Here is a 17,982-nt window from a genome sequence, read left to right on the forward strand (position 1 = left end):
CAAAACTTATTGCGTGTCTAATTAGTAAAGTTACGAGATAACAAATTGCTGACAGATTAACCGATGAAAGTAGCCATAAGCGGTAAGTACAATAAACCTTGGGTGGTCATGCTAAACTAAACACATTAAGGCCGGTTATTTATTGGCTATGTTATGTATTGTTATAGCGCACCACCCTTGTTACACCTTATTAGGGGGTGTCCTCAATTCGTACGATTACATTTAAATGGGCTAAAAATAGCTAAATCTTGTCATACTGCCTCAAATAACGGGTAAATATCTCGATATTTACGGCATTATTTTCTTTGTCTGACTGCGATTTATCTTATTTTTATCACCATTTTCAAAATGAGGACACGCCCTAGACCTTCTATTGATAAAGCCCTTTATAAAGAGGCACGACTGCCTACTTCAATTTTGTATGTGATGTTTATTCTATGATTCAAACTCAATCAAGCTTTGCCGCTATGCCATCTCAATCATTTGATACGTTAAGTAAAGATGTACTGACGCAATTAAGCGCAGATATTCAGACCCTATTAAATCACGCCAAAATGCCAAGCCCGTTAAGCGATGCCTGCCACTATGCAATGATGGGTGAAGGCAAGCGTGTGCGTCCATTATTGGTCGCTAGTGCCTATCACACCGTCATTGATAATCAGTCAAATGCTAACCAAGATGCGAATCATGCTAACTATGACGCATGTCGACGCGCCATGCTTGCTGTTGAGTTTTTACATACCTACTCGCTTATCCATGACGATTTGCCTTGCATGGATGATGATGATTTACGCCGTGGTCGTCCTACGTGTCATATCAAATTTGGTGAAGCCACTGCTATGCTTGCCGGTGATGTATTACAAACACTAGCTTTTGAAGCACTCACCGCAGATTTAGAGGGTTTTGCACCGATTACAGATAAGCAGAGTGCAGCACTAAGCGCGGTTTTTAGTCCGCGTGCCCGCCGTATGGTATCCGGACAAATGCTTGATTTAAATGCTGAAAATAAATCAGTGAGTCAAAGTGAGCTTGAAGCCATCCACCGTGACAAAACCGGTGCCTTAATTGAAGCAGCAGTATTAATGGGCGGTATTTGTGCCAAAGCCTCGGACAAAGGGTTAGCAGCTTTGGCGCATTTTGCTAGTAATATTGGTCTTGCGTTTCAAGTGCAAGATGACATTTTGGATGTCACCTCTAATACTGACACTCTAGGCAAACCCACTGGTAGCGACGAAGGGCTTAACAAATCAACTTACGTCAAATTTATGGGGGTTGAGGATGCGACTGCCTACGCTAAGTCATTGTTTGATGACGCTACCACGGCTATCCATGAACAGTTTGCAAAAGATAGCTCACTAAAAGCTCTAGCAAACTGGCTATGGGCGCGCAATAAGTAATTAGGTAATAAGCAGTTCTATAACAGGTTCAGCATCAACGCTATTAACAAGGTTGATACCGTTAATAATGCTGTATTTTACTTATAATAGGCAATTGATACATTAAGTGGTATTAGACTATTGACAGTATGCACTTCATAAAACACACACCTTTAAATAGCCGCTTATAAAATCGCCACTTAATAATAACGATAAACGACAATGGGTGACGCTGACTTCTTTAAGCTAAACGCTTTAAGTGTTACCCTTATCGATTAGTATTAGATTAGATACACCCAATAAAGACAATCCTAATTGCTTTTTACTGTTAATAATTCGCTTTTATTGTGGCGAACTTATCTTAGGCTCTATTGATTACTCTTAACCCTAATTATTGTGATTAGTGGCTAAAACAGGACGTTATGCTTTCTTTGTCTCACTCACACTCGCCTAAAGCATTATTCAAAAGAGTCGAAACTCGCTTTCGTGTAACTCAAGGACACCTATTTGCCCGATTTAAGTCCAAAAAGAACGTAGCGGATACTCCTTTAGCTGAGAAAGCGCTGCTACCTGACCCAGTCATAACTAAGAAAAAGCCAACGTTAAGCCGTGTGCGCCAACGCTTATTGCAGCTGTTTTTTATGTTAAGTCTTGCAGGTATGGCAAGCCAGTCTCTACCTGCTCATGCGAGTGTGTTTGACCCAATTCGCCGCGTATTGACACCGCTATTGGGAAAAATAACCAATTCAGAAGCCGTACCTGACGAAGTCATTACCGAACAAACAGCGCTTGACCCTGATATATCGAGTCATCCTGCTGAAGACAATCATAGTCGTTTAATGCTGACTCAAGATCGTCCTAGCCTATTAAATGTGATGCATGCAGAATTCTTGGTAGACCGCGGCGATATTAATAACGCGTTAGCGCTATACAAGCAAGAGTCATTTAAACAAGATGCTACTAGCGTGTTTGAGCGGGCGTTAGAGCTATCGCTGATGTATGAATCACCTGAAGAGTCCTTAGCATTTGCATTTAAATGGCAGCAGCAGAACCCTGAACATATTCCTGCCCTATTTTATGTGGCTCATTTAGCACTTAAAGCCAATGATTATGACTTAGCTGGCGAAGTACTAAGTCAAATATTAGACTACGATCCACAGGCTGATTTAAGCGAAATCCTAATCGGTATCTATCCTACCACACGTAATGATAAGCGCTTGTTACTTGAAACACTATTAAGACTTCCAAAGCATAACAACCCTTCGATTTTGGTCTTGCAGGCAGGCTTAATGTCCCAACTAGAGCAGCCAGAAATTGCGCTGGTTAGTGTCAATCGCGCCTTAAAAGCCAAACCCGATAATGTGCCTTTTATTATATTAAAAGCAGATATTCTAAAGCAGCTAAAGTCTGATCGTGAAGTGCTCAAATATGTGAGTAAGCAGCGCAAACGCATAAAAGACAGTAAGAATTTATATTTATACGAGATTCGTTATCTCTTAGATTTAGGTCAAACGCAAGAGGCGTGGGAGCTTTTGATTAAAGCCCACGATCTATTCCAAGACGATGAAGTGACCTTATTGGCAGCCTTAGTCAGTATTGATATTCAGGCCTATGATGAGGCCGACGAGCTGCTCTCTAGTCTTGCCTCCTCGCCTTATTATATTGATCAGGCCTATTATTACTTGGGTATTAGTGCCGAGCGACAACATAAGTTTGATCGTGCCGAGCGCTTCTTATCTAAAGTGATGCAAGAGAACCTAGTGTTAAAAGCACGTCAAAAACTGGTGTCTATTCAAATGCTACAAGGTCAACCGGATCGTGCCCTTGAAACATTGAAGCGATTTAGCAGACAGTTTGAAGTATACGCACCTGATAGTGCGATTATGCAAGCGGATATTCTGCGTCAACAAGGTAGAATCAATGAGGCTCAGCAAATATTAGCAGAGACCAATAGCCGCTTCCCAGACGATACCAAATTGCTGTTCGCACGCGCGCAACTGCTTGATAATGAGCGAGACACTGAACTTAAAAATAAGCTGCTTGATCGACTGATTCTGCTTAATCCAGAGAACCCCGATTACAGACTGGCCTTAGCGGTATTGTTGTTTGAAGTTGGTGATGAGTCAGAGGTGCAAGAAGCACTGGGTATCGCGCAGAATATAGTTGATATTCCGTTTGACTCGCCCTTATTTAGCCAAAACAACTATTTGTCAGCGCTCAATATTATCGCAGCAGATGCCTTATCAGAAGAGCGCTATCAAGATGTTATTGATTATCTTGAGGCGGCATATGAGGTATCGCCGACACTGGATTCAGGGATTATTCTATTGCGTGCTTATCAAGGTTTAGGTCAAGACGACAAGGTTGTGTCGTTGTTTAATGACATTCAAGACCGTTTTGCGCTAGGTCGTCAAGATATCAGCGACCGCCTACAATCTTATTAATACTTATAAAAATAACCTTAATAAGCCAAATCAGAGACTTAACACCCAATTGAACACTAAACACAGATACTAGAAATAGCCATAAGGATTGCCATGTTACTTACACAATCAACTCAAGACCTACCAGCTTCGAAGAAAAGCGTTCAAAAAAGCCTGTTATTGGGTACAGCACTAACCGCCTGTGTTATTGGATTGACCGGTTGTCAAACCACACAATCAATGAATCAGTCTGCGAGCAGTCCTGTAGTCTCATCGGGTGAATCGGCTTATCCTGAACTGTTAAAACAGTTTAATATTCGCGGTAAAATTGGTGTCACCACACCGCAAACCGCTACAGCATCTGCCCAGTCTGGCAGTGCGTTTTATGTTTGGGCGCAAGAAGATGAACGTTTTGCTATTGATATTACCGGCGCTTTGGGTATTGGGCATACGGTCATCGAATATAATGGCACCAGTGCCACGCTACAAAGCGAGCGTACAGGGCAAATCACTGCAGACACGCCAGAGGAGCTGCTACAACGTGCAACGGGTTGGCAAGCGCCTATCTCGCAGCTGCGCTACTGGATATCTGGACGTCCTGCACCGTCAGACGTTGATAGTCAAATCGATGCTCAAGGGCGCATTCAGTCAACCATTAATGACGACTGGAATGCCGACTTCACTTATAAAAATACCAGCAGCCAATTACCGAACAGAATCAAAGTACTGCGCAGTGATGGGCACCGCATGATTATGACCATTGATCATGCCCAATAAATAGAAATGAAATAAAGATAAGGCATGTCAGCAGCGACTGTGCCTGACATGCCCCTATTATATTAATATCTTACTCTTATAGTAATGACTCCCTCTTTAACTGCTAGGTTCGCCCTATTATGACCGCCAAAAAGCTTCGCCTGTTCTCTCCTGCTAAGATTAATTTGTTTTTGCATATTACTGGCAAACGTGATGACGGCTATCATAATTTACAGACTGTTTTTCGGTTATTAGACTGGGGCGATTATTTAGAGTTTAAGCTCAGTGGGCAGCTATTCAATCCGCATGCGTCTTTTGATCATTCAAACCTACCTATTTCTCTAAATGCAAATATAGCTGTCACTGCTAGTTTAGTAGACAATCTGATTACCAAAGCCGCTATCGCCCTTATTGACGCTATAAAAACGACCTCGGCAACCTCTTTGCCCGATCAATTGCCGGTGATAGACATCACTTTGGATAAAGTACTGCCGACAGGTGCCGGTTTGGGCGGTGGTTCATCCAATGCCGCAACTACTTTACTCGCATTAAATCAGCTTTGGAGATTGTCATTAACCCAAGAGGAATTAATCGCTATCGGTAAACAAGTTGGTGCTGATGTGCCAATTTTTATATTCGGAAAAGACGCGATTGCCGAAGGGATTGGCGAGCAGTTAACGGCAATTGATTTACCGCCACAGAATTATTTACTGCTTAATCCAAATGCACATGCTTCAACCCAAGCCTTATTTGCGCATCCAGATTTGAACCGTGATGCGCAAACTTTGTCTGTCTCTCAAATTAACTCAGAACAATCAAACTACTTAGAGCAATTAAAAACACCATATACCAATGTCTTTGAGCCTGTGGTGACTCAGATAGTGCCTGAAGTGGCCGAAGCGCTTGATTATCTAAAGCAGTTAGAGGTTCTCACAGCCACTACAGCTCGTATGACAGGCACAGGCAGCAGCGTATTCCTTCCGGTACCTAAAGAGCTGTTTCAGTCGGTTGAGACGTATATAGCGGATAATAAACCAGCTTGCCATGCTCAACTGACTCACTCTTTATCATTGAGTCAATTTAACGCTTAAGTAAGTTTGGCACTTAAAAAGCTAAAATAGACCCGTTTGATGAGTCGCTCTACCTGAGCCTGTAATATTTAATGATTAAAAATTAATATAAAAAACGGTTTTTTAGGGCGTATTATGAGCGCTAAAAATGTTTGATTTTAGGGCGCTAGCAATTACTTTTGCAAAAAATATGAAAAACAGTTGCAATCACTAATTTCTACTGTATAATAACTCGCCCATAAAGGGGTATAGCCAAGTTGGTAAGGCATCAGGTTTTGATCCTGACATCCGTTGGTTCGAGTCCAGCTACCCCTGCCATATTCGTCATAGTCTCAGCTACTAATTAGTTTTAAATTAAACGGCTTTGTTCATTGACATATCTAGTTAATTTTCGGTATAGTTCGCCTCGAATGTTACCGAGAAGACAACAAGCAAGAAACAATATTAAAACCATTTATTTTTAGGTTTTAATAGTAAGTTATCAAGAAGCATGTTAAATTAATCGTGTGAACGTCTTGATAAAGTTTGTCTGTTACAGGGGTATAGCCAAGTTGGTAAGGCATCAGGTTTTGATCCTGACATCCGTTGGTTCGAGTCCAGCTACCCCTGCCATTTTCTTCTAAACGTTCAACTTTCTTCTTTATTTGTGCAGTCTCTACTGCTCCTCTCTTAAGTCAAATAAATAGGACTTGAACCATGCCATATCTGGCGATTTTTACGGGTAATGCCCACCCTGAGCTGGCAAAAACTGTTGCAGATCATTTACATATTCCTTTAGGCCGTGCCGATGTGACACGCTTCTCTGATGGCGAAATTGCTGTAGAGATCAAAGAGCATGTTCGTGGTAAAGACGTCTTCATTCTACAACCTACCTGCGCACCTACCAACGATAACTTGATGGAAATCATGGTTATGGCTGATGCACTTCGTCGTTCAAGTGCTGGCCGTATCACTGCTGTGATGCCATACTTTGGTTATGCCCGTCAGGATCGTCGCCCACGTTCGGCACGTGTGCCTATCTCGGCGAAGGTTGTGGCAGATATGCTAAATATCGTTAGCATCGACCGCGTTATGACCGTTGATTTGCACTCAGATCAAATTCAAGGTTTCTTTGACATCCCTGTCGACAATATCTACGGTACGCCTGTACTGCTAAAAGACCTACAAAAACAAGGCTATGACAACTTAATGGTTGTGTCACCTGACGTAGGCGGTGTTGTTCGCGCGCGCGCGATGGCTAAAGAGCTTGGAGATACAGAGCTTGCAATTATCGACAAACGCCGTGCCCGTGCCAATGAATCGCAAGTAATGCACATTATCGGTGATGTAAAAGACCGTGATTGTGTCATTGTTGATGACATGGTAGATACTGCTGGTACACTGTGTAAAGCAGCTCAAGCACTGAAGGACAATGGTGCTCGCCGCGTACTTGGCTATATCACTCACCCTGTATTATCAGGTAAAGCCATTCAAAACATCAGCAACTCAGTATTAGATGAATTAGTGGTTACCGATACCATTCCTTTGTCTGCTGAAGCACAAGCTTGTAAAAAGATTCGTCAGGTAACGATTGCTTCATTGTTGGCAGAAAGCTTACGCCGTATCAATAATGAAGAATCTATTAGCGCTATGTTTGACTACATCGCTAATTAAGATTTTTATAGAGTTACTTAGTGTGTTTTATTAGTATTATTTATAGCGTTTAAAATACCTAAGCAATCATAAAAACCGCTGTCTTGATAGGCAGCGGTTTTTTTATACTGGATTTTACGGTCTCATACCCGTATAATACGCCCTCTGTATCTACGCAATGCTGCGACTCAGCAGTTCAGTGTCATATTGACCGTACTTAAGTAGATGCAGATTATAGATGTTTGTCTGGCCACGTTGGTCGCAAACGTAGCTTGAGAACATCACAAATCAAATTATTTAATCAAGGATACTCCTATGAGTAATGTACTATATACGGTAAAAGGCATTGCCCGTACCGAAGATCAGCAGGGCAAAGGTGCGAGCCGCCGCCTGCGTAAGCAAAAACTAGTACCAGCCATTATCTATGGTGGTAACGAAGAGCCTACAGCGATCGCTATTAAAGACAATGAGCTTTGGAAACTTCTAGAAAACGAAGCATTCTTCTCAAACATCTTAACCATCACTCTTGATGGCGAAGAGCACATGGCTGTTATTAAAGATCTTCAGCGTCACCCATCTAAAGGTTTCCCAATGCATGCTGACTTCCAGCGCATTGTGAAAGGTGAGAAGATCCACATGAACATTCCAGTTCACTATGTTGGTCGTGAAGAAGCGCCAGGTACTAAAGCAGGCGGTATCTTATCAACACTAGTAACTGATTTAGAAATCGTATGTCTACCTTCAGTACTTCCAGAGTACTTAGAAGTTGACGTTTCAGGTCTAGAAATCGGTGAGTCACTACACTTAACTGATATCCCACTTCCTGAAGGAGTTATCTTGTTCGAACTTGACGTAGAAGAGCCAGTTAACCGTACTATCGCTAACATGAACGCACCAACTGTTGAAGAAGTTGACGAAGATACTGCAGATGATGTTGATGCTTCAGATGTTCCAGCAACTGAACAAGGTAGTGAGAACGAAAACGAAGGCGGTGACGACGAGTAATCGTCAATCGACCCATTACTCCTGCTGACATCTCTTTTATCTAAAAGACGTGCTCGAATACGCTCAGCAGTGAGTAATTAGAATTAACTTACAGTGAGAACGCTATGTCCCAACTTAAGCTTATTGTTGGGCTTGGCAACCCAGGTCAGCAGTATGTCGAAACAAGACATAATGCTGGCTTTTGGTTTGTGGCCCTGATTGCAGATAAATTCAATATTGAACTGAGCGCCGATAAGAAATTCAACGGTCTCACCGGTCGTGGTCGTATTTACGATACCGACGTGCGTCTATTATTGCCTCTAACCTTTATGAATAAATCTGGTCAATCTGTTGTGCCTATGGCAAATTATTATGATATTAAGCCAGAAGAGTTATTGGTTGCTCATGACGAGCTCGATATCCCTGCCGGTAGTATCAAACTAAAGACAGGTGGTGGACACGGTGGTCATAATGGCTTACGTGATATCACACCGCATTTAGGCAATGATTTTCATCGACTGCGTATTGGTATTGGCCATCCTGGTCATAAATCCAAAGTTAGTAGCCATGTCTTATCTAAGCCCTCCCCTAACGACCAAATTGCCATTGAAGCAGCACTAGATGCTGCTATGGATTCACTACAATTAATGGTCAATGGTAATATAGAAAAAGCACGTAGCCAGATTAATGGCTTTAAATTACCTGATGCCTAGTTTTAATAATCAAACATTTAACTACTGCTAAGCTACAAAACTTGCGGCTTTAGCATCATGTTTTAACGTTTTTACATTCAATTACCCTACTCTATATGCTTGTTTTGTCATGCTATTTCTAATAATATCAGACATTTGCTCCTCGGTACTATCCGTATTATCAGCAGTTGCCACTTAGATCTATTAAGCTCTGTTAACGCCGCTGCTGACTATTTAGCACATTATTTAAGGAATCCCTTTATGCTATTAACCTTATTAAAAGGTAAACTACACCGCGCCCGCGTTACTCATGCAGACTTGCACTATGAGGGCTCTTGCGGCATAGATGGCGACTTATTAGACTTATCAGGTATTCGTGAAAACGAATCTATCGATATCTACAATGTCACTAATGGCAAGCGTTTCCGCACCTATGCAATTCGCGCTGAAGCCGGCTCTGGTATCATCTCTTTAAATGGTGCAGCTGCTTATCAAGCTGATTTGGGTGATATCGTGATTATCTGCGCTTATGCTCAGATGGATGAAGCCGAAGCAGATACGCATAAGCCAAAGCTTGTGTACTGTAACGAAGACAACACTGTAAAAGATACCGCAAACATTATTCCTGTTCAGGTATCTTAAGTACTAATGTATTGAGAATGCTAATCCGTACCATGGCGTAGCAAAAATAAAGACGCTAAGCGATATTCATTGCTTAGCGTCTTTTTAATGATTAAATCCTCAATACTGATTGAACTTTATACACGTATTTGATAGTCGGATAAATCAAATTCGGCTATGTCGTTTATTTTATTGGAGAAAAATTATGGGGCTTGCAATTTTTGCTGTCATTATCGGCCTCGCAATCTTAGTCTGGAGTGCGGACACCTTTATTGATGGTGCAACCGACCTTGCTGTTCGATTTAACATGCCCAGCTTCTTAATTGGGGTAGTGATATTAGGTGTGGGTACCTCGGCACCTGAAATGGTAGTTTCAGCACTGTCTGCGCTAGATGGCAGCCCAGGTATTGCTTTGGGCAATGCTTATGGCTCAAACATCATTAATATTACCTTAGTGCTCGGTGCGACGGCACTTATTAGTCCCATTTTGATTCGCGGTGATGTGATTCGTCATGATTTAATGTTACTGATGGCTGTGACCGCTTTAGCCGCTTGGCAATTAACCGATGGCACGTTGTCGTTTTTTGATGGTGTGGTACTCATTGCGGCATTGGTTGTTGTATTAGCCATACAGATATTTTTAGCGTTACGCAATAATACCGACACTGAGCTTAAACCGGATCATGAGATTAATACCTTAAAAGCGTTTATTACCTTGGCTATTGGCTTGGTGTTATTGATTGCCAGCTCTCGAGCCATTGTTTGGGGTGCGGTTGAATTAGCAACCCTTTGGGGCATGAGTGAGCTGTTAATTGGTCTGACCATTATTGCTATTGGTACCTCGTTGCCAGAGCTAGTAGCCAGTGTCGCTGCAGCACGCCGAGGTGAGCATGATATGGCGCTAGGCAACGTGATTGGCTCTAACCTTTTTAACACCTTAGGTGTGGTCGGTCTGGCCACTGTTATTCAACCATTGACCGTTGAACCTGATATCTTGGTTCGCGATATGCTAATGGTCGGTATCGTAACCGTATTATTGTTTGTACTCTCTTTTGTGGCTTATAAACGCCAAGGAACACTCAAACGCAGCAGTGGTGTGATATTAATCTTAACCTTCGTGGGTTATTCATTCTGGTTGGCTGCCTCAGCTTTGTAAGCCCAGTAAGTAATTTTGACAATAAAAAGCCCTACTGCTTACAAGTAGGGCTGTTTTTATAGCAATCGCGTTTAATGTTTGGGCTTATTTAGAAGTGATAACCGAGCTTAACACCAACCGCATAGCCATCACCATCATTAAACTTGGCCAGAGTTCGCTCTGTTAGGCTGTTCTCAATAGGTAGTTTTGAATAGGCCGTACCGCCTTCAAACCACATATATTGCGCGCCGGCAGAAATATTCAAATTATCATTCACATCATAGCTACCACCAACTGCTAAAGTTTTAACTGTATCATATGGGCCCAATAAGCTTAATGGTTCAGACGTTCCTGAATCATAACCCACACGCACCTCACCAGAGAACTTTGGTGTGAACTGCTTACCTAAGGCAAGCTCCACGCTATAGGCATCTTTATCATACTCAGCCAATGGCTCACCCACAAGTCCGGTAATAGAAGATGGGGCAATCTCAAACGCAGTCCATTCGACCCAGCGCGCATTTAGCATACCCAGTAACTGATACTTTTCACTCAAGCCAGTTTGGAAGTCTAAGTTGAATGACTGCGGCGTGTTAAAGACTAAGCTGGTATCACCGAAGTTAACATCCGGCAGGCCCAACGCATTTTTTATTGCACTTGGGATGTCATTATAATTTGTTGGACCCGTTGCATTTAACAGGCTGTTATTAACCAGGAGTGTTTCACGGGCATCAAACTTATGCTCACCTTCACCGCGCCATGTGAGAGAGGCACGTAGCATAATCTCCGGAATCTCATAGGCAACACCTAGCACTGGCAATAGGGTATTACTTTTACCATCAACATCTAAGTCATAGTAAATTGGATCACCATCGAAGTCCTGTGCTAATTGTACCGAACCCTTAGCTTCCTGATACTCAACACCGCCGTACATCCAGAAGTTTTTATTGACCTTACCACCGCCCAAAAGTGTTAACCCACGCGTATCAACACGGGCTTCTGTAGTACCCATGCTGTTATTGAACTGGTTTCCAGAAGGGTAGATAGTATCGACACCAAACGGCTCATCATAAATGAGTGCCAGTGCCGTATTTTCACTGGGTTCAATTTTGACAGCGGCTCCGAAGATATCGAAGTCATCCATCATATTATCGATTTTATTATTATTGGCTTCAATATGCTGACCATTGGCATCAATCCCACCAGCCACATCTGTTCCATCGATATCGATGTCGACATAGGCGTAACTTAATTCAGCATAGTTGCCTTCTTCAAAGAAAGGTAAAATGGATTGTTTAGTATATTCTAGGCCTGCCGCATTAGCGACAGAGGTGCTTAGTAAACTCAAGACGATTACGGATTTAACCGCATGATTAAGTGCGTTGTTGTACATGACAATTCCTTTTGTCAGTTTAAGGTGACTACTCTTGGTAGTTTAAATTAAATACCTATCTTGCTGCTTTGTCAATACTATGTAAACTTAGTATTCAAGATATTTATAGAATATAACACGCTAACTTTATCTTGAACAAAAAAAAGGAGCCGGCTAGACCGGCTCCTTTTTTATGATTTTAGGATTTAATCATATAGGCATAGCAATAAATAACTTATAGACGCGCTGCAAGCTCAGCGCCATCACGAATTGCACGTTTGGCATCAAGTTCTGCAGCCAGTTTCGCACCACCAATAATATGATACTGAGTTTTGCCTTTTTTGACGCTTGGACGTTTGCTGTCAATTACTGGCATTAACTCGTTGACCGATTCTTGACCGGCGCATACCACAATATTATCCACACGCAGTAACTGACTGTGACCTTGCGGCGTGGTAATCCATAAGCCTTCATTAGTGACCTTGTCATAAGTCACGCCTGGCATTTGCAGCACGCCGTGTGACTTAATGTGTGCACGGTGTACCCAGCCTGTGGTTTTATTCAAGCCTTTACCTAGACGGCTCTTACTACGCTGCATTAAATACACTTGACGGGTTGGGGTAATACCTTCTGGACGCTCAAGACCACCATCTGTCTGATAGTTTGGATCGTCATTAACGCCCCACTCCCGCTTCCAGTCTTCGACCGATTGCGGCTCGGGACGATAGCTTGGGTCTTTTAATGTTTCTGGACCCAGCTCATGTAGTGGCTGACCATGACGTGCGGTTAGATATTCACTTACATCAAACCCAATACCACCTGCACCAATTACTGCCACCACATCACCGACTGCTTTTTCACCAGAGAGCAGCTCTGCGTAGCTGATGACTTTTGGATTATCAGCACCTTCTAGTTTACCTTCTAGACTGCGAGGTACGACGCCTGTTGCAATGATAACGTGATCAAATTTACCTTTATCTAGCATCTCGCTAGTGACCTTGGTGTTCAGATGAATCTTAACCTTTTGGTTGTTAAGCTCGTTTAGATAATAACGGGTAGTCTCAAAGAACTCTTCTTTACCCGGAATCACTTTGGCATAGTTAAACTGACCACCTAAAATATCACGCGCTTCATACAAAGTCACATCATGACCACGTTTTGCAGCGATGGTCGCAGCAGACATACCGGCCACACCGCCGCCAACCACAGCAATCTTTTTAGGCTTTTTGGTCGGTGTGTAATTAAGCTCTGTCTCATAACAGGCACGGGGATTAACCAAACAGGTTGAGCGTTTATTCTCAAAAGTATGATCTAGGCAGGCTTGGTTACAGGCAATACAAGTATTAATCAAATCACTTTGACCATTGCGCGCTTTATTAACCCAGTCAGGATCTGCCAAGAAAGGACGCGCCATTTGTACCAAATCTGCTTGACCTGATGCCAAAATATTTTCAGCAGTCTCTGGCATATTGATGCGGTTTGCCGCCATAACAGGCACATTGACATGCTTTTTAACTTCGGCAGTATAATCAACGAAAGTAGCTCTTGGCACGCTGGTCACAATCGTCGGAACGCGCGCTTCATGCCAGCCAATACCGGTATTAAAGATGCTCACACCGGCCTCTTCTAACGCCTTTGCCACAGTGATGACCTCATCCATGACGTTGCCATCTTTGACCAAATCAATCATAGATAGGCGGAACAAAATCAAGAAGTCCTCGCCGACAGCTTCACGCACAGAGCGTACGATATCTACCGCAAACTTCATACGGCCAGTGATATCGCCGCCATACTCATCGGTGCGCTGATTGACATGACGCGACATAAATTGGTTAATTAAATAACCCTCAGAGCCCATGATTTCCACACCATCATAGCCGGCTTGCTTGGCTAGCGTGGCTGCACGCGCATAATCCTCTACGGTACGTTTGATATTTTTGATGCTCATCTGACGCGGCTTGAACGGTGAAATCGGTGATTTAACTGGACTGGCTGACACCACAAATGGGTGATAGCCATAACGGCCACTGTGCAGAATTTGCATGATAATTTTACTGTCATGACGGTGTACGGCACGGGTTAAGCGTTGATGATTAATCACATCTGCTTTGTTGTTCATGGTGCCGCCAACGGGTAATAACCAGCCCTCACGGTTTGGTGAAATACCACCGGTAATCATCATTGCCACACCGCCTTTGGCACGCTCTGCAAAGTAGGCAGCCAACTTGCCATAGTTATAAAAACGGTCTTCAAGGCCGGTATGCATTGAGCCCATAACCATACGGTTTTTTAGAGTCGTATGACCGACTTTAAGAGGCTCGAAGATATGAGGGTAAGGTACGTTAGCCGCTGGAATAGTTTGATTATTTGTCTTTGTCTTTTGGGCTTGAGTATCGGTACTTTTGGTAGCGTCAGCTGCCATAGAAAATATCCTTATTTAAAGTATATGAGGGTCACGAAAGGGTGTCAGGTCTTATGATGAATAAGCGTAGGCATCTATAAACAAGGCAAATTCACTAAACTTATTGGTAATAAATTCAATCGTATAGTTGACCTATTAATTTGAGTTAACATATACTCACTGAGTACATCATTACGCATGTATCCTATCATAAGCTGATTTACATAAGTCATGCAAAGTTATGCAATGACCGTTTGGACACTTAATATTGATTAACCATAAATTATTACTCCCCCCATAGATAAAGGACTATCTGGTATGACTGACTACAGCACCGGTCTGGACAAAAACCCTGCCAACCATCAACCGCTAACTCCCATTCAATTAATTGCCCGTACCGCTCAGGTCTATCCCAATAAAACCTCTATCATCTATGATAATTTAAAAAATGCTCCAATTATCTATACCTGGTCACAGACGTATTTACGTTGCTGTCAGCTTGCCAATGCCCTACGCAAGCTAGGTATTGGTAAAGATGACACGGTAGCGATTATGTCACCCAACACCCCTGCCATGGTCGAAGCAGCCTTTGGTGTGCCGATGTCAAAAGGTGTATTGTGCACCCTAAATACACGCCTAGATATCAACGCGCTAACCTTCTGTTTACAGCATTCAGAAGCCAAAGTGCTTATTTTGGACAGTGAGTTTTCCCGTCATGCAGAGCTGATTGAAGAAACTTTTCCGCAGTTGACCATCATTCATTCAACCGATGCAGCTCTACCGGATGTCGCGCCTTTTGGTAGCATGAGTTATGAAGCACTGATTCAGTCGGGTGCCTTCGATGATAACGAGCAGCTAGCTGAGATTGAGCTCACCATGTATCCTGCTGATGAATGGGAAGCAATTGCTCTTAACTATACATCAGGCACAACGGGGACACCAAAAGGTGTGGTCTATCACCACCGCGGTGCCACGCTAAATGCTGTATCTAATATTTTGGACTGGGATATGCCAAAGCATGCTACCTATCTTTGGACTCTCCCTTTATTTCACTGTAATGGCTGGAGCTTCCCATGGACGATTGCAGAACGTGCCGGCGTGAACGTTTGCTTACGTCAAATTGATGCCGACTTGATTTTAAAGCTGATTGCCAAATATAAAATCACTCATTACTGTGCGGCACCGGTGGTACATAACATGATTGCAGCTGGTGATGAATCGCTTAAACAAGCCATTGAGCATAGCGTTAAAGGGTTTGTGGCCGGTGCGCCCCCGTCTGAGACCATGCTTGAGAAAATGGAAGCAATGAGATTTAATATCACTCACGTCTACGGCTTAACCGAGGTTTATGGCCCGGTGACATTATGTGCTGAGCAAGAAGATTGGGCACAAATGTCCGTCTCTGAACGTGCCAGCAAAAAGTCACGTCAAGGCGTTGCGTCTCATTTAATGACCGGCTTTGAAGTATTTAAACAAGGCACTACCGAGCCTGTCGCAGCAGACGGTAGTGAGATGGGCGAGCTGGCCCTCAAAGGCAATATGGTGATGAAAGGTTATTTAAAGAGTCCAAAAGCGACCGAAGAGGCGTTTATGGGCGGATGGTTCCGTACTGGTGATTTAGGAGTGAAATATCCCGACGGCTACATCAAAATTATGGATCGACTCAAAGACATTATTATCTCAGGCGGCGAGAACATTTCTAGTATCGAGATTGAAAACGTCTTATACCGGATGCCAGAGATTACCAGCTGCGGTGTGGTGGCAGCTTCTAACGAGAAATGGGGCGAGGTTCCGGTTGCCTTTATCGAAATTAGCGACAATGCAACATTGACCCGTGAGCGTGTGATTGAGCATTGCCGTCAGCATTTGGCCGGCTTTAAAGTACCCAAGCATATTATCTTTACTGAAATACCAAAGACCAGTACCGGTAAGGTGCAAAAGTTTGAGCTGCGCCATGCTGCTCAGTCTATGGCACATGAAGAACCAAAAGTTCGCACATAATTTACCCTATAGACAAAGACTCATTCTTATTAAACAAAAAAAAGGAGCGCTACAGTAGTAGCGCTCCTTTTTATCAAGCTCAATTCCAATCTTTGATGCTTAAGAATTTAAGATTTGTTTTACGCCAATTATTTAGGCTGTATTTTATCTAGCGTATCGCTAAAGCGCTGTACCGCACCATCAACATCAATAAGCTTGTCTAGACCAAACAGACCTAGGCGGAATGTTTGAAAATCTTTTGGCTCGTCCACTTGTAGTGGAACACCAGCAGCAATCTGCATACCTTGAGCAGCAAACGCACGGCCTTTGTGCATCTCTTCATCTTTGGTATAGCAAACCACAACGCCTGGGGCTTGGAAACCCTCAGCAGCCACACTTTGGATACCGCGGTCTTCTAGCAGGTCGCGGATACGATTACCCAGCTCCCACTGTGCATCTCTTAGCTTCTCAAAGCCAATTTCTTTGGCTTCTAACATTACATCGCGGAAGATACGTAAGCCATCGGTTGGCATGGTCGCATGATATGCGTGACCGCCATTTTCAAAGGCACGCATAATGGTTAGCCACTGTTTTAGATCAAGGCTAAAGCTGTCTGACTCAGTCTCTTCAACACGTTTTACTGCATTTTCACTTAGCATAACCAAACCGGCACAAGGCGTACTACTCCAGCCTTTTTGCGGAGCAGAGACTAGCACATCAATGCCAAGCTCTTTCATATCAAGCCAGATACAGCCAGATGCGATACAGTCGATAACCAATAGACCGCCAACGCTATGCACCGCCTCGCTCAATGCTTTAATATAGTCATCAGATAAAATCATACCTGACGCTGTCTCAACGTGCGGCGCAAATACTAAGGCAGGCTTTTGCTCTTTAATAGCGGCTACAGCATCTTCGATGGCCACAGGCGCAAATGGTTTTGGTTCGCCTTCTTCGGCTTCACCATCTACTTGTTTTGCTTTAAGCGCTGTCACAGACTTGGCAATTTTGCCTTTTTCTAAAATCTGCGTCCAGCGATAGCTAAACCAGCCATTCCGGATAACTAAGCAGTCTTCATTCGTGGCCAATTGACGTGAAATCGCTTCCATCGCAAAGGTACCAGAACCAGGTACAATCGCCACGCTATCAGCACCATAAACCTGCTTTAGGTTGGCTGATAAATCATTCATTACTTGTTGGAACGCTTTTGACATATGGTTTAACGCACGGTCTGTGTAAACAACGGAATACTCTAACAAACCTTCTGGATCGACATCTGAACGTAATGCTGGCATACCTACTCCTTTATAAATATAAAACGCTGACAGTCTTATTTGTCATACGCTACTGACTAAGCTTCCTTTTAAGTATATCGTTAACTTCGCTCAGAGTACAATTTACAGCTGTATGATTTTGTTTGTCTCGTCCTAAAATAGGTTGATGATTTAAAACAAGCCAGATACCCCGTGTATCTGGTTTTTTCTATGCAGAACACCCATAACTTTGATGAAACTCGAAAGGCGTTCTCATATTCAAACTC

Annotated in this window: 13 protein-coding genes and 2 tRNA genes; 12 read left to right on the forward strand and 3 right to left on the reverse strand. The window is 43.0% G+C overall.

Features of this window, described 5'->3' with window-relative positions; all coding sequences use genetic code 11:
* Nucleotides 1-437 precede the first annotated feature (437 nt).
* From AC2SLM_RS07645 to AC2SLM_RS07695, 11 genes are all read left to right on the forward strand, one after another.
* Nucleotides 438-1,397, forward strand: a complete 960-nt coding sequence (locus AC2SLM_RS07645) for a polyprenyl synthetase family protein (protein ID WP_486552986.1) — start codon at nucleotides 438-440, stop codon at nucleotides 1,395-1,397.
* 410 nt (nucleotides 1,398-1,807) lie between these two features.
* Nucleotides 1,808-3,820 (forward strand): tetratricopeptide repeat protein, encoded by a 2,013-nt coding sequence (locus AC2SLM_RS07650; protein WP_486552987.1) that lies wholly within the window; start codon nucleotides 1,808-1,810, stop codon nucleotides 3,818-3,820.
* 93 nt (nucleotides 3,821-3,913) lie between these two features.
* Nucleotides 3,914-4,576, forward strand: a complete 663-nt coding sequence (gene lolB / locus AC2SLM_RS07655) for a lipoprotein insertase outer membrane protein LolB (RefSeq protein WP_486552989.1) — start codon at nucleotides 3,914-3,916, stop codon at nucleotides 4,574-4,576.
* Nucleotides 4,577-4,695: 119 nt separating this feature from the next.
* Nucleotides 4,696-5,646 carry a 4-(cytidine 5'-diphospho)-2-C-methyl-D-erythritol kinase gene (gene ispE / locus AC2SLM_RS07660; protein ID WP_486552991.1) on the forward strand — a complete coding sequence of 317 codons (951 nt, stop codon included), beginning with the start codon at nucleotides 4,696-4,698 and terminating at the stop codon, nucleotides 5,644-5,646.
* Between the two features lie 221 nt (nucleotides 5,647-5,867).
* Nucleotides 5,868-5,943: transfer RNA gene (locus tag AC2SLM_RS07665), tRNA-Gln, on the forward strand.
* 218 nt (nucleotides 5,944-6,161) lie between these two features.
* Nucleotides 6,162-6,237 (forward strand) — tRNA-Gln (locus AC2SLM_RS07670).
* An 84-nt stretch (nucleotides 6,238-6,321) separates the two neighbouring features.
* A complete protein-coding gene (locus tag AC2SLM_RS07675; protein WP_486543577.1) occupies nucleotides 6,322-7,278 on the forward strand; it encodes a ribose-phosphate pyrophosphokinase in 957 nt (318 codons plus the stop codon).
* 294 nt (nucleotides 7,279-7,572) lie between these two features.
* Entirely contained in the window at nucleotides 7,573-8,262 is a 690-nt protein-coding gene (locus tag AC2SLM_RS07680; RefSeq protein ID WP_486543576.1) for a 50S ribosomal protein L25/general stress protein Ctc, read from the forward strand.
* 104 nt (nucleotides 8,263-8,366) lie between these two features.
* Entirely contained in the window at nucleotides 8,367-8,954 is a 588-nt protein-coding gene (gene pth, locus AC2SLM_RS07685; protein WP_486552993.1) for an aminoacyl-tRNA hydrolase, read from the forward strand.
* Nucleotides 8,955-9,194: 240 nt separating this feature from the next.
* Entirely contained in the window at nucleotides 9,195-9,575 is a 381-nt protein-coding gene (gene panD / locus AC2SLM_RS07690) for an aspartate 1-decarboxylase (protein WP_486543574.1), read from the forward strand.
* Nucleotides 9,576-9,759: 184 nt separating this feature from the next.
* Complete coding sequence (locus AC2SLM_RS07695; RefSeq protein ID WP_486552995.1) at nucleotides 9,760-10,710, forward strand: calcium/sodium antiporter; 951 nt, start codon at nucleotides 9,760-9,762, stop codon at nucleotides 10,708-10,710.
* 88 nt (nucleotides 10,711-10,798) lie between these two features.
* Here the strand turns inward: AC2SLM_RS07695 and AC2SLM_RS07700 are convergent, their stop codons facing one another.
* Nucleotides 10,799-12,082: an outer membrane protein transport protein gene (locus AC2SLM_RS07700; RefSeq protein WP_486552997.1), complete on the reverse strand. Its 1,284-nt coding sequence runs from the start codon at nucleotides 12,080-12,082 to the stop codon at nucleotides 10,799-10,801.
* A gap of 214 nt (nucleotides 12,083-12,296) precedes the next feature.
* Nucleotides 12,297-14,483 (reverse strand): 2,4-dienoyl-CoA reductase FMN-binding domain-containing protein, encoded by a 2,187-nt coding sequence (locus tag AC2SLM_RS07705; protein WP_486552999.1) that lies wholly within the window; start codon nucleotides 14,481-14,483, stop codon nucleotides 12,297-12,299.
* Nucleotides 14,484-14,780: 297 nt separating this feature from the next.
* Here AC2SLM_RS07705 and AC2SLM_RS07710 point away from each other — a divergent pair, with 297 nt between their 5' ends.
* Nucleotides 14,781-16,463, forward strand: a complete 1,683-nt coding sequence (locus AC2SLM_RS07710; protein ID WP_486553000.1) for an AMP-binding protein — start codon at nucleotides 14,781-14,783, stop codon at nucleotides 16,461-16,463.
* Between the two features lie 128 nt (nucleotides 16,464-16,591).
* On the opposite strand, the gene AC2SLM_RS07715 is transcribed toward AC2SLM_RS07710, so the two are convergent.
* Entirely contained in the window at nucleotides 16,592-17,737 is a 1,146-nt protein-coding gene (locus tag AC2SLM_RS07715) for an aminotransferase class V-fold PLP-dependent enzyme (RefSeq protein ID WP_486543569.1), read from the reverse strand.
* Between the last annotated feature and the right edge of the window lie 245 nt (nucleotides 17,738-17,982).

This window comes from Psychrobacter sp. CX16 (genome assembly GCF_057396245.1).

Bases quoted from the DNA above. Each gene is read 5' to 3' on its own strand.
- AC2SLM_RS07645 (WP_486552986.1), top strand. From the start codon at position 438: ATGATTCAAACTCAATCAAGCTTTGCCGCTATGCCATCTCAATCATTT.
- lolB (WP_486552989.1), top strand. From the start codon at position 3,914: ATGTTACTTACACAATCAACTCAAGACCTACCAGCTTCGAAGAAAAGC.
- ispE (WP_486552991.1), top strand. From the start codon at position 4,696: ATGACCGCCAAAAAGCTTCGCCTGTTCTCTCCTGCTAAGATTAATTTG.
- AC2SLM_RS07675 (WP_486543577.1), top strand. From the start codon at position 6,322: ATGCCATATCTGGCGATTTTTACGGGTAATGCCCACCCTGAGCTGGCA.
- AC2SLM_RS07680 (WP_486543576.1), top strand. From the start codon at position 7,573: ATGAGTAATGTACTATATACGGTAAAAGGCATTGCCCGTACCGAAGAT.
- pth (WP_486552993.1), top strand. From the start codon at position 8,367: ATGTCCCAACTTAAGCTTATTGTTGGGCTTGGCAACCCAGGTCAGCAG.
- panD (WP_486543574.1), top strand. From the start codon at position 9,195: ATGCTATTAACCTTATTAAAAGGTAAACTACACCGCGCCCGCGTTACT.
- AC2SLM_RS07695 (WP_486552995.1), top strand. From the start codon at position 9,760: ATGGGGCTTGCAATTTTTGCTGTCATTATCGGCCTCGCAATCTTAGTC.
- AC2SLM_RS07700 (WP_486552997.1), bottom strand. From the start codon at position 12,082: ATGTACAACAACGCACTTAATCATGCGGTTAAATCCGTAATCGTCTTG.
- AC2SLM_RS07705 (WP_486552999.1), bottom strand. From the start codon at position 14,483: ATGGCAGCTGACGCTACCAAAAGTACCGATACTCAAGCCCAAAAGACA.
- AC2SLM_RS07710 (WP_486553000.1), top strand. From the start codon at position 14,781: ATGACTGACTACAGCACCGGTCTGGACAAAAACCCTGCCAACCATCAA.
- AC2SLM_RS07715 (WP_486543569.1), bottom strand. From the start codon at position 17,737: ATGCCAGCATTACGTTCAGATGTCGATCCAGAAGGTTTGTTAGAGTAT.